The organism is Geobacillus sp. Y412MC52, from assembly GCF_000174795.2.
Lineage (GTDB): Bacteria > Bacillota > Bacilli > Bacillales > Anoxybacillaceae > Geobacillus > Geobacillus thermoleovorans.
On the sequence record NC_014915.1, the window covers coordinates 2594662 to 2607287 of the forward strand.

A 12626-nucleotide genomic window follows, 5' to 3' on the forward strand; every position below is an offset into this window, starting at 1 on the left:
TGTCAATGTTTACATTTCGCCGAGGAACGCGGCAAACACTTCATTGCCGAGCAGCTTGCCCCGTTTTGTCAAGCGGATGTGAGTCTCCGTTTCCTCGAGGCGTCCGTTTTCGATTTCCCGGCGGATCGCCGCGCCAAATATGTCATGGAGGTCGCGGCCGAACTTTTGCCGAAAGCAGGCTTTGGACACCCCTTCCGTTTTGCGCAGCCCTAAAAACATTTCCTCTTCCATCTGCTCGCGAGTGGTCAAGCGGCGCACGTCGCGGTGCGGCCATTGGCCGCGTTCGATCGCGCTGATGTAATGCCGGATGGGGCCGATATTCGCCCGCCGCACCCCGTCGATATAGCTGTGCGCCCCAGCGCCGATGCCGTAGTACTCCTCATTGTTCCAGTACGTCAAGTTGTGCCGGCTTTCAAATCCCGGCAAAGCATAGTTGCTGATTTCGTATTGCCGATAGCCAGCGGCAGCCATCTGCTCCATCGCCGCTTCGTACATCTCGGCTTCCATCTCTTCGCCCGGTAGACGGAGCCGCCCTTTCCGCCATTCGTTATAAAAAATCGTCCTTGGCTCCAAAATGAGGGAATAAGCAGAAAGATGCGGCACATGAAGCGAAAACGCCGCTTCTAAATCGGCCGTAAACTGCTCAAGCGTCTGCCCCGGCAAACCGTACATGACATCAATGCTGATGTTCTGAAACCCGACTTCTCTGGCCAACGCTACAGCCCGTATGACGTCGCCTCGCCGGTGCGTGCGGCCGATCGTTTGCAGAAGCTGATCGTCAAATGTCTGCACCCCCAGGCTCAGCCGATTCACTCCGGCATCGCGCAAAATAGCGAGCTTTTCTTTCGTCAAGCCGTCCGGGTTGGCTTCGACGGTAAATTCGGCCGTTTGTGGGTCAAACTGAAAATGGCGGTGGATGCTCGCAAGCAAACAGCCGAGCTGCGCCGGCTCAAGCACCGTCGGCGTGCCGCCGCCGATAAACAGCGTCTTGAGTTGGCTGCCAAATTCCGCCGCCGTCCACGCCATTTCTTTGTCCATCGCCCGCAAATAGTCGTCAATCGGCTGGCCGGCGGCGAATACTTTGTTAAAATCGCAATAATGGCAAATATGGGCGCAAAATGGAATATGAAAATACGCTGAAACGGCCATCGGTCCTCCTCCTTTCAGCCGGCGGCGCCGCAGGAAACAAACAAGGCTATCCCCAACGGAGACAGCCTTGCTCGTTATTTTTTCTGGTCGTCGATTTTCAAGACGGCCATAAACGCTTCTTGCGGCACTTCGACCGACCCGATTTGTTTCATCCGCTTCTTTCCTTCTTTTTGCTTCTCAAGCAGCTTCCGCTTCCGCGACACGTCGCCGCCGTAACATTTTGCGAGCACGTTTTTGCGCAACGCTTTGATTGTCGAACGGGCGATGACCTTGTTGCCGATCGCCGCCTGCACCGGCACTTCAAATTGCTGGCGTGGAATCAAATCTTTCAGCTTTTCAACGATCGCTTTGCCGCGCTCGTACGCAGAGTCGCGATGAACGATAAACGATAAGGCATCGATTTTTTCGCCGTTTAGCAAAATATCCATCTTGACGAGATTGGACGGCCGGTAGCCGATCAATTCGTAGTCGAATGACGCGTACCCTTTTGTGTTCGACTTTAAAGCGTCGAAAAAGTCGTAGACGATCTCGGAGAGCGGAATATCGTAAATGAGCATGACGCGCTTTTCATCCAAATATTGCATATCGACAAACGTGCCGCGCTTTCCTTGACACAGCTCCATCACCGGCCCGACATAGTCGTTTGGCACCATGATCGTCGCTTTCACATACGGCTCTTCAATGCGGTCGATTTTTTGCGGGTCGGGCATGTTCGTCGGGTTGTCGACGTCAACTTCCGTTCCGTCGGTCAAATGCACCTTGTAAACGACGCTCGGCGCGGTCGTGATCAAATCGATATGAAATTCGCGCTCGAGCCGCTCTTGGAGGATTTCCATATGAAGCAAGCCGAGAAATCCACAGCGGAAGCCGAACCCAAGCGCCTGCGACGTTTCCGGCTCAAAGTGGAGCGCCGCATCGTTCAATTGCAGCTTCTCGAGCGCCTCGCGCAAATCGTTGTAGCGCGCCGTATCGATCGGATACATCCCGCAAAACACCATCGGATTGAGCTTCCGATAGCCCGGGAGCGGTTCAGCTGCCGGCCGTTCGGCATCGGTGATCGTATCGCCGACGCGCGTATCTTTCACGTTTTTAATCGAGGCGGTCAAATAGCCGACATCACCGACCGTCAATTCGTCGACGACTTTTTGCTTCGGCGTGAACACGCCGACTTCCGTCACTTCAAACTCTTTGCCGGTCGACATCATTTTAATGCGCTGCCCTGGCTTCACCGTTCCATCGACGACGCGGACATAGGCGACAACGCCGCGGTACGGGTCATAAAGGGAATCAAAAATGAGCGCTTTCAGCGGCGCATCCGGATCTCCCGAGGGAGCCGGAATTTTTTCGACGATTTTTTCCAAAATTTCTTCGATGCCGATGCCGACTTTGGCCGAAGCAAGCACCGCGTCAGAGGCGTCCAAGCCGATGACATCCTCAATTTCTTGACGCACACGCTCCGGTTCGGCGCTTGGCAAATCGATTTTGTTAATGACTGGCAAAATTTCCAAATTATTGTCGATCGCCAAATACACGTTGGCGAGCGTCTGCGCTTCAATGCCTTGCGCCGCATCGACGACCAAAATCGCCCCTTCGCAGGCAGCCAAACTGCGCGACACTTCGTACGTAAAGTCGACATGACCCGGCGTGTCGATCAAATGGAAAATGTACTCTTCGCCATTTTTCGCTTTATATGTCAACTGGACCGCATTCAATTTAATCGTGATGCCGCGCTCGCGCTCAAGCTCCATCGTATCGAGCGTCTGCTCGCGCAATTCGCGCTCCGACAGCGCCCCCGTTTTTTCCAAAATGCGGTCCGCCAGCGTCGATTTTCCGTGGTCAATGTGGGCAATAATCGAAAAATTGCGGATCCGTTCCTGCCGTTTCAACCGTTCTTCCCGGTTCATCGTCTCTCACTCCTGCTTCTTCGCAAAACTACACTAGCTTTGATTATAGCAACAGCGCGAAGAAGATTCAATGATGAACGAAAAGCCAAGCCGCCGTTCGAGCTTTCCGGAAAGACGCGAAACGGCCAGAGCCGCGCCAAGAAAACAATCGACAATATGGAAAGCGCAGCACTTTGTGCTCCAGCCGGCGGACGGCGTCCAAAAGAAAAAGCCGCCATTGTGACGGCACGTTCCTGTTTCGTCCGCACATGAACGGGCTAGTCCAACACCCGGCCGACGAGCGAAAACAGCATTTCCATGAGCGCGGTGACGGCATCGGCAAAAAGTTGGCCGAGCCTAGAGAACAAGTTGAACGTTTTCAGCTCGTGAATCGTTTCTTGCTTTTCTCCTAAATCTCCAGCAACGACCGGCCGGCCAAACACCGCCGCTTCCACCTCACCATTTTCCCTTTTTTTCATATCGATGACGGATGGAAACGACGGATCGGCATAACCGCGCATCCGTTCAATGCCGCGATGCGCCTCTTGCATGCCAAACAACACGCCGAAAAAAAGAAGAAAGATCGCTAGAGTAAAGCGGATGAACCATCGTGCCATAGTGACGCTCCTTTACTTTTTCTCCGCCGGAGCCGGCGCTTCGACTTTTTCCGCCTGCCAATAATAGTCGCTGAATACGTCAGCGAGCGCCGACACGGAACGAAACAACTCAGTAAACGTATTGTCAACACCGCCGACTTCAATTAAAATCGCGTTTTCCGATAAATCTTGATTAAACTTGCCGTTCGTCCCGGCTCCTTTTTTCTCGATCACCCCCCGGCTCAACCCTGGATATTTCTTTTGCAGCAACTGATGCAACGCGGTAGCCAGCTGCAAGTTTTTCTCGTATGTCGCGTTTTCTCCGCCAATAATGAATGCGACACGCGCATAATCAACGCCGTGGATCGTAGCCGTCGTATATTTCCGCCGCCGCGAATCGCGATGGATATCGATGAAGTAGTGCAAGTCACGATTTTGCTTCATCGCTGCGACCACTATTTGGCGAGACATATCATACGATTGGGAGTATTTCATTCCTTTCTTTAACAATTCGCTGACAATGTCGATTTTGCTCACTTCAGCCCCGATGCCGCGCTTTTCCAGTTCTTCCGCTAACTTTTCCCCCACTTTTGTGATGTTGACCGTCGGGTGAAACGCCAAATCCGGGTCAGTGACCCCTTTGAGCGCCGGCAAAAACGACTCATGCGTATGGGTATTGTAAATGTAGACTACTTTTTTCCCTCCGGTCGTCTGCGATGGCGGGGGAACCGGTTTTTCATCTTCGTTCTTGTTTGCTTGTTCGAGTTCATCGACCGAGGCTTGCCGTTCCGCAAGCATCGCCTCCAGCGGCGGCGCTGATTCGTATGGCATGTTCGTATAATCCGTTCCTTCACCAGCGATGAGAATTTTGCTGTCATAAAGGGCAAAGCCCGGCAGCTCGCTGCCAAGCAGGCTGCGCGGGTCATCGGGATTGATGCTCGTCGCCAGGCGGAACAATAGCGATGAGTAATTCGTCTGCCGCCGATCTTTCGGCAACAGCTGCGCAAAATATCGATTTTCCAAGGCGAACAGACGAATGAACGTCTCTTCCGGAAAATGGGCCGCCATATCGTTCAGCGATGATGACGACGGACGGTATTCCGGCCGCAGCGATGTGAGCGCTCCGACAAGCATAAACATCATCATGCAGCCAAGGATGATGAGCATCAACAGTTTCTTTATGCTGGCTCCTGGAATCGCGATCATGACGTTTGGGGAGCGCCATCGTTTCATATTCCCACCCTTTCCCGGCTTGTCTCCTCAGTTTAACGTATGGCCAAGCGGGAAAAGATAGAACTGTTTTTTGTCTAATGGGTGTAGGAGCCGACATTGCCTTGGTCGACTTGCCGATGCAGCGCCGCATTCAAGCCGCCAGCTAATAAGTTGGCCATATCGCCGATAAACGAATCGATCTCTTTTGGAGTCACCATCAAATTATGCCCGAGCGGGGCGAGCACTTCATAGATGAGACGCCGCTTTTCTTCATCGCCAAGCGTGCCGACCATGCCAAGAAACGTCGACCGTTCTTGCGGCGACGGCATGTCTTGTTCCGTCAATTTTCGTTTGCGCCCAAACGTCCAGCCCGCCGGAGCGAGCGCGCTTGACGGCCGTTTCCCTTCGCGCATTTCGCGGCCGAAGTGCTTCAAAATGAAATCGATCGTGTCGCTCGTGATGGAGACCGCATCGACAACCGTCGGAACGCCGATCGAAATGACCGGAATGCCAAGCGTTTCATAGCTTAACTCTTTCCGCTTGTTGCCGACCCCGGAGCCAGGATGGATGCCGGTGTCAGAAATTTGAATCGTCGCGTTGACCCGTTCGATCGAGCGGGCAGCCAAGGCGTCAATCACAATGACAAAATTCGGCTTTGTTTTCCGGACGACGCCGTCGATAATGTCGCTCGTTTCAATCCCGGTCGTCCCCATCACCCCCGGAGCAAGGGCGCTCACCGGCCGGAAGCCTTCCTCGACGCTTTCCGGCTGCAGCTGGAACAAATGACGGGTGACAAGCACGTTTTCCACCGTGAGCGGCCCGAGCGCGTCCGGGGTGACGTTTTGGTTGCCGAGCCCGACGATCAAGCAGCTCGCTTGATCGGGGATGCGGAGCCGCTTGAAAAAGGCGCTGAGCTGCTCGGAAAAAATGCGTTGCACGTTTTGCTGCAGCTCGGTGTTTTGTTCGCGGATGCCTTGCGCTTCAATCGTCACGTAGTGGCCCGGCTTTTTGCCGATCGAGGCCGCTCCTTGTTCCGTGACATGCACATGCGACAGCTTGACGCCGTTGATCTCCTCGTCATGAATGATGACCCCCTCAATCGGCGCGGCGCTTTCTTGTTTTTGCTGCAAGCGCTCCTCGAGTGCGATCTCATGCGCTTCGATCGCTAAATCCGTACGCACCGAGTACTGGCGTAAATCGAGCGGCTGTTCCATGTCGTTCCTCCCCATTTCTGCCGTTTTCTTTTATTGTCGCCGCAATCAGGCCCGGTCATTCATGTTTCGTAAAGGATTTTCGCTTGAACACTCTTGCATAATCAAAACACGTTTGATAGAATAACACTTGTTCTTCCTGTTGTTCACAACAGAAATAGGAACGGTAACGGAGGTGAACGAACGTGGCTAACATCAAATCAGCGATCAAACGCGCGAAAACGAGCGAAAAGCGCCGGGCTCACAACGCCTCGATGAAATCGGCCATGCGTACGGCGATCAAAAAATTTGAAGCGCTTGTTGAATTGAAAGACGTAGAAAAAGCGCGCGAGGCGTTCATTATCGCGTCGAAAAAATTAGACAAAGCTGCAAGCAAAGGCCTTATCCATAAAAACGCCGCCAGCCGGCAAAAATCACGCTTAGCGAAAAAATTGAACAGCATCCAAGCTTCCTAATCAAAAACGACCTGGCGCCAGGTCGTTTTTTTGTTTTTCTTTTGTTCACGGCAAACGGCCGGGCGATCGCTTCACCGCCGGCCGTGGCGCCCCGCTTGCGCCGGGCGGGCGCCCCAGCGCATCAGAAGCAGCTCAACGGCCAACCGGCGATCGACCGCCCCGCTTTTCACTTCGTAATCGGCGTCAGCGAGCTCGTTGATCGCCTCAGCAAGCTCTCCGTCAGCGAAGCGGGCCGCTTGAGCAAGAGCGAGCTTGACGCGGAACGGGTGCACCTTGAGCGCCGCAGCAATTTGCGCCTGTCCGTAGCCTAAGGAGGCAAGCCATTTCACTTGCGAAAGCAAGCGGAAATGGGCGGCGAGCAACGCCAAAATTTTGATCGGCTCTTCATTGTTTTCAAGCAGATCATAAAACGTCTGCAACGCTGCTGGAATGTCGCGCTTCGCCACTTGCTCGACAAGCACAAATACGTTTTCTTCCGGCGTGCGGGCGACAAGCCGCTCAACCGCCGCCGCCTCGATGGTTCCGCCCGATCCGGCAAACAGGGCCAATTTATCGATTTCATTCGCCAAGGCGGAAAGCTGCGTCCCGGCCCGCCGCAACAGGACATCAATCGCCTCGTCGCTTGCTTGCGCCCCTTGGCTCTCGATGCGGCGCCGCACCCAGGCACGCAGCTCCGCTTCGGCGAGCGGGGCGGCGATGACGACTTCGCTTTGCTCTTTGGCGAGCTTCGTAATTTTTTTTCGCTCATCAAGCTTCTCGTACGGCGCGAAAAAGACGACGATCGAAAACGGCGACGGCGCCTTCAAGTACGCCTCCAGCTTCGCCAAATCATGTTCGATCTCCTTCTCTTTTTCAGACGTAAAAAAATATGGATGCTTGATGAGAATGACACGCCGCTCGCCGAAAAACGGCACCGTCTCGGCCTCCTCAAGCGCCGCCTCGATCGGCGTTTCCTCGCAGTCGTACACAGCCAAGTTCCACTCCCGCTCCTCGGGGCCAAGCGCTGCGTTCACCAATCGCTCATACGTTTCCGTTAATAAAAACGGCTCATTGCCGTATAATAAATAAAGGGGAGAAAAACGCCGTTTTTCAATGTTTCCCCATACGCGTTCCAGCATGTTCCCGTCTCCATTCCCTAGCAAACGTCTCTGCTAGAAAAGATACACCGTTTTTCGTCATTTTACAAGGGAACCGGCTGCCGAAAAAACCGGTTCCCCTTTATATAAACGCCAGCCTATAAGTCCTAGGACCTTATTGGCCAGCGGGTTATTTTTATGTTTTCCCGGCTGTTTGAAAGTATTTGTGTCAACTGTTGTCAAGGAAGGAAAAGAAGCAAGCGGCGGTAGATTTTTCACGCGTTTTCGTCTATACTAAAAATGATTGAACGAGGAGGGGGAAAACGATGAACGTATTTGAAAAGGAAGTGCAAAGCCAACGAAATGACGCCGTCGATTCCGCCGTCGGATTCATCGTGTCGTTCGGCTTTTTCGCTACCATGTTCATCATCGCAACGTTGATCGAATTTTTCGGTCGATAAGGATTGCTTACATAAGCAATCCTTATTTTTTGTTTCTGCTGAAACGTTCCGTTTTTTTGTGCACTACATCTTATGGTTTCATCACCTGAAAGGTTCCACTGTTTTCGTCATACACATAGCGAATGGCCCCGTTTTCATCCGTCCGCCAAATGATCGCCCGTTGTTGCCCAAGCCGCATAAGCACCTCGGGGGACGGATGCCCGTAGCGATTGTAGCGGCCGACGGAAATGATGGCCGCTCGCGGCTTGACCGTCCGCAAAAACGGCTCTGTTGTCGACGTTTTGCTGCCGTGGTGGGCGACTTTCAATACATCGACACGCAGCGTCGGATAAGCGCGGATGAGCGCCTGTTCCGCCTCTTCCTCGATATCCGCAGCAAACAGCCATGTCAAGCGGCCGAGGCGGGCGAGCAATACAAGCGAGCCGTTATTATCCTCATTGTTTCCCGCCTCCGGGTGCAATACGGAAAACGCGGCATCCCCCACCTTCCACCGATCCCCCCGCACGCCGGCGGCCACCGGCACGGAAAACGGGCGCGCCATCGCCTTGACGGCCGGCAGCGCTCCTGGGCTTGTGACAATCTTCTTGACGCGCACGGCTGCCATCACCTCGGGAGCAGACCCGATATGGTCGGCGTCATCGTGCGTCAAAATCAGTTGATCAAGCGTCCTCACCCCTTGGGCTTTTAAAAACGGCACGACAACGTCGCGGCCGACAGAAAACGGACGCGACCGCTTGCGCCACGGTTCGCGCGCCCATTCCGGCGTCCCGCCCGTGTCAATGAGATAGACCGCTTTGCGATGCGGAAGCTCGATATAAACGCAGTCCCCTTGTCCAACATCCAATATCGTTACTTCTCCCTTTGGATTCATATACGGAGAAGCCATATGCAGCGCCGTCGCCGCCGCCACCGCTGTCAATCCGCGGATCAGGCGGCCGCGTTCCCAATCCAAAAACGCCGCCGCGATGGCTGTCAGATAACCAGCTAAGCACCACGGCCCCGGACGGCCGAGCACAAGCATAAACGAGTAATCGACCGAGAAAAAATGGACAACCGCGTCCGTCAGCTCAATGAGACGGCTAAACAGCCAAATGAGCGGAGAAAAGGGAAAAACTGCGGATAGAAAAGCGAGTGGCAAGATGACAAATGAATACCAAGGGACGAAGAAGACATTGAGTCCTACGCTCCAAACAGAAACTTCATAAAAATGGTAAAGCAAAACCGGCAGCGCGGCAAGCTGAGCGGCGAGCGCGGTCTGAAACAAGTTTTGGAGCATCGAACGAGCAGAGGCGAGCACCGATACATGGGCGAGAAGGGCAAACGTGACAAGAAACGATAGTTGAAAACCGACATCCCAAACCATATAGGGATCAAAGACGAGCAGGGCAAGCGCTGTCCAACTCAACGCATCCAGCGGATGGATCCTTCCTTTTTTCCACTGGACGGCCAACACAATCATCCCGGTCGCACAAGCGCGCAGCACCGACGGCGAAGCGCCGGCGAGCACCGCATACATAGGCAAGAAAACGAGCAAAGCAAGCACGGCCGCTTCGCGCGTCACAAACCGAATGGCAGCGGCCAACGCAGCACTGACAAGCAGGGTGACATGGCCGCCGGAAATGGCCAACAAATGGATGATCCCGAGCTGCTGGTAACCGCTAATCACTTCCTCGTCCAACGAGCGGCGTTCGCCATAAATGAGCGCAGCGGCGATGCCGGCCGCTTCCGGCGGAAACCGGGCTTCAATGCGGCGGACGCCAGCCTCGCGAATGGCTTCGAGCCGTTCGATGATGGTGGGACGGACGCGCACGCAAGCGGAAAGGTCGATCGCCTCAGGGAGAAAGAGCCAATGAATGCGGTGGCGGCGCAAATAACGGCGGTAATCAAACGCATACGGATTGCCAGCTGGCATGGGGCGCTCGAGCATTCCGCTCAGCCGGCACACGACCCCGGGCATAAGACGCGCACGCAGCGCTTCTTTTTCCGCAGCCGTCCGAATGATGTAACGGAGCTGCACCCGCTCCTTGCCAGCTTGCACCGCCGCCTGCAATCGATCGCCGTCGATCGCCGGCGCGGCGGAAAAACGAACGGAAAGCGAATGACGGCCGCCGGAAAGGGAAGTTTTGTTATGATGGTCAACGATGAGAAAATAGACAAAAAAGAAGAGAGCTGCAACGAGAGCAGGAAGGAAACAGTGGGGCCGGCGGATGAAAAGAAGAAGGAGATAAACGATAAGGAGAAGACATGTGGTTTTGGACGGAGAGGCCGCCGCCACGGCCAAAAGCGCCGCCGCGGCGGGATAGACGGCTTGTCCTTTCATGATTCCCCTCCACCGTCGGAAAGCAAGGCGAACACATCCGTTTTCAGCGGCACTTGCACGAGCCGGACGCCAGCTTGGGCAAACAGCTCCAAGGCGTACGGGTGGTTTTTGTAGTCTTGCGCGTAATAGACAGCGCGGATGCCGCTTTGAATGATCGCCTTGCAACAATGCAAGCACGGAAAATGGGTGACATACATCTCCGCCCCCTCGGTCGGGACGCCGAACTTGGCGCATTGCAAAATGGCATTCATTTCCGCATGGATCGTCCGTACACAATGGCCGTCAATAACGTAGCACCCTTCATCGGTGCAATGGGCGCCGCCGGCGATCGAGCCGTTGTACCCGCCGGCGATGATGCGCTTATCGCGCACAATCGTCGCTCCGACCGCCAGCCTTGTGCACGTGCTGCGCAGCGCCAACAGATGGCTTTGCGCCATAAAGTATTGATCCCATGTGATGCGTTCCATTTTACGTCCCTCCGCTCGTTTCCATACTTTTAGTCTACCCGCCGCCGCCTGCCCCCGTCAACGCCGAAAAACGTCCGCAGCAGCCCTGATCCGCCCATAAACGAGAAGCATTGCGCTCCCCCGCCTCGTTTACGGCACAAGCAAATACGGTTTCAATTTCTCCAGCGTTTTTTCACCAATTCCGGTTACATTCAACAAATCCTCCACCCGCTGAAACGGCCCGTGTTCTTCGCGATAGGCGATGATCGCTTTTGCCTTCGCCGGTCCGATGCCGGGAAGCTGCATCAACTCCTCTTCCGTCGCCATATTGACCGCCACTTGCGGCCCGTCCCGAGCCCCATCGCTCGGAGACTTGCCGACGGCATTTGACGCCGGTGCGGCCTCGCCTTTTGCCGGCACGTAAATCATCATTTCATCGCGCACTTTTGCCGCCAGATTGACTTTCGTTTCATCCGCCTCGTCCGTCAATCCACCGGCTAGGACGATGACATCGCGAACGCGGGCGTCCGCCGCCACCTCGTACACCCCTGGTTTCACGACCGCCCCTTTCACATCCACCACAGCGGTTTTTGGCGCCTCGTCCTTTTTTTCTTCCGTCCGGGCGGCATCTGTTTCAGCCGCCGCCGGCAAGACGACTTGCCCCTTTTCATCCGTCGGATGACGAAACACCCATAACCCCGCCGCCGCGGCAAACAACAAGAGCACCCCCGCTTTCCCATAACGTTTTCCAAGCTCCTGCACATGCTCCCACATACGATCCCATCCTTTCCATCTCAAGTCATAAACCGAGCCTTTTTCTCATACATATCGAAAAAGAGAGTTCCGGTGAACCAAAACCGGGAGGGGGGGGACAACACATGAACATCGGCGTCATCGGCACGGGGAATATGGGCACCATCTTAATCGAAGCGTTCCTCGACTCCGGCGCCGTGAAAGCGGATCAGCTCGTCATCACGAACCGTACGCTTGCGAAAGCGTTCGCGATACAACGCGCGCATCCCGGCATTGCAGTGGTTGCCGATGCGGCTGAAGTCATCAAACAATCCAGCCTCGTCTTTTTATGCGTCAAACCGCTCGACATCCACCCATTATTGCAGCAACTGGCCCCGCACTGGACAAGGGAGCATTGCCTTGTGTCGATCACAAGCCCGATCAGCGTCGAACAGCTTGAAGCAGCCGTCCCTTGCCAAATCGTGCGCGCCATTCCGAGCATTGCAAACCGGGCGCTCTCCGGCAGCATCCTTGTCACCTTCGGATCACGCTGTTCGACCACCTGCCGGCAAACGATCGATGATCTTCTCCGGCGCATCGCCTCGCCGGTGTACATCGACGAGGCCATCACCCGCGTCGCTTCCGACATCTCAAGCTGCGGCCCGGCGTTTTTCAGCTATTTGCTTCAGCGCTTCATCGACGCCGCAGCGGCCAAAACCGCCATCACGAAGGAACAGGCGACGATGCTGGCAACCGATATGATCATCGGCCTTGGGGAGCTGCTGAAGCGGAATCTGTACACATTGCCAACGTTGCAGGAAAAAGTATGCGTCAAAGGCGGGATCACCGGGGAAGGAATCGCTGTGCTGGAACAACGAATGAACGGCGTCTTTGAAGAAGTGCTGGCGAAAACACATGAGAAGTTTAAAGAAGATGTGGAGAAGGTGAAGCAACAATTTTCATAGGTTTCATTCGACGCAGAAAGGGAAATTCCTGCTTTGTTTTGCAAAAAAGATATCCCTTGAACCTTCAGCTAGGAGATAATGTTGCAATCCTCACCCAGCCTTTTGGCTGGGTGCAATCGA

Annotated in this window: 12 protein-coding genes; 3 read left to right on the top strand and 9 right to left on the bottom strand. The window is 54.7% G+C overall.

Annotation, left to right across the window (positions count from 1 at the left end; all coding sequences use genetic code 11):
• Nucleotides 1–9: 9 nt before the first annotated feature.
• The 5 genes from hemW to gpr form a co-directional block, all read right to left on the bottom strand.
• Complete coding sequence (gene hemW, locus GYMC52_RS12755) at nucleotides 10–1149, bottom strand: radical SAM family heme chaperone HemW (protein ID WP_013144698.1); 1140 nt, start codon at nucleotides 1147–1149, stop codon at nucleotides 10–12.
• Between the two features lie 74 nt (nucleotides 1150–1223).
• On the bottom strand, nucleotides 1224–3053 hold the full coding sequence (gene lepA / locus GYMC52_RS12760) for a translation elongation factor 4 (protein WP_013524169.1): 1830 nt from the start codon (nucleotides 3051–3053) through the stop codon (nucleotides 1224–1226).
• 257 nt (nucleotides 3054–3310) lie between these two features.
• Entirely contained in the window at nucleotides 3311–3649 is a 339-nt protein-coding gene (locus GYMC52_RS12765) for a YqxA family protein (protein ID WP_013524170.1), read from the bottom strand.
• 12 nt (nucleotides 3650–3661) lie between these two features.
• On the bottom strand, nucleotides 3662–4861 hold the full coding sequence (spoIIP, locus tag GYMC52_RS12770; RefSeq protein WP_013524171.1) for a stage II sporulation protein P: 1200 nt from the start codon (nucleotides 4859–4861) through the stop codon (nucleotides 3662–3664).
• 74 nt (nucleotides 4862–4935) lie between these two features.
• Nucleotides 4936–6054: a GPR endopeptidase gene (gene gpr / locus GYMC52_RS12775; protein ID WP_013524172.1), complete on the bottom strand. Its 1119-nt coding sequence runs from the start codon at nucleotides 6052–6054 to the stop codon at nucleotides 4936–4938.
• A 182-nt stretch (nucleotides 6055–6236) separates the two neighbouring features.
• Here gpr and rpsT point away from each other — a divergent pair, with 182 nt between their 5' ends.
• Nucleotides 6237–6506 (top strand): 30S ribosomal protein S20, encoded by a 270-nt coding sequence (gene rpsT, locus GYMC52_RS12780; RefSeq protein WP_011231991.1) that lies wholly within the window; start codon nucleotides 6237–6239, stop codon nucleotides 6504–6506.
• Nucleotides 6507–6577: 71 nt separating this feature from the next.
• On the opposite strand, the gene holA is transcribed toward rpsT, so the two are convergent.
• The gene (gene holA, locus GYMC52_RS12785) at nucleotides 6578–7624 is read right to left on the bottom strand and encodes a DNA polymerase III subunit delta (protein ID WP_013524173.1); all 1047 of its coding nucleotides are present in this window, start codon (nucleotides 7622–7624) and stop codon (nucleotides 6578–6580) included.
• A gap of 284 nt (nucleotides 7625–7908) precedes the next feature.
• Between holA and GYMC52_RS18215 the strand changes: the two genes are divergently transcribed.
• A complete protein-coding gene (locus GYMC52_RS18215) occupies nucleotides 7909–8043 on the top strand; it encodes a YqzM family protein (protein ID WP_011231993.1) in 135 nt (44 codons plus the stop codon).
• 70 nt (nucleotides 8044–8113) lie between these two features.
• Here the strand turns inward: GYMC52_RS18215 and GYMC52_RS12795 are convergent, their stop codons facing one another.
• The 3 genes from GYMC52_RS12795 to GYMC52_RS12805 all read right to left on the bottom strand — a co-directional run bounded on the left by GYMC52_RS12795 (nucleotide 8114) and on the right by GYMC52_RS12805 (nucleotide 11583).
• Nucleotides 8114–10363: a DNA internalization-related competence protein ComEC/Rec2 gene (locus GYMC52_RS12795; protein ID WP_013524174.1), complete on the bottom strand. Its 2250-nt coding sequence runs from the start codon at nucleotides 10361–10363 to the stop codon at nucleotides 8114–8116.
• Complete coding sequence (locus GYMC52_RS12800; protein ID WP_013524175.1) at nucleotides 10360–10830, bottom strand: ComE operon protein 2; 471 nt, start codon at nucleotides 10828–10830, stop codon at nucleotides 10360–10362. Before GYMC52_RS12800 ends, GYMC52_RS12795 begins: the two co-directional genes overlap by 4 nt.
• Before the next feature lie 129 nt (nucleotides 10831–10959).
• Nucleotides 10960–11583, bottom strand: coding sequence for a helix-hairpin-helix domain-containing protein (locus GYMC52_RS12805; protein ID WP_013524176.1), 624 nt, complete (start codon nucleotides 11581–11583; stop codon nucleotides 10960–10962).
• Nucleotides 11584–11687: 104 nt separating this feature from the next.
• Here GYMC52_RS12805 and comER point away from each other — a divergent pair, with 104 nt between their 5' ends.
• Nucleotides 11688–12506, top strand: coding sequence for a late competence protein ComER (gene comER, locus GYMC52_RS12810; RefSeq protein ID WP_013524177.1), 819 nt, complete (start codon nucleotides 11688–11690; stop codon nucleotides 12504–12506).
• The last annotated feature ends 120 nt before the right edge of the window (nucleotides 12507–12626 follow it).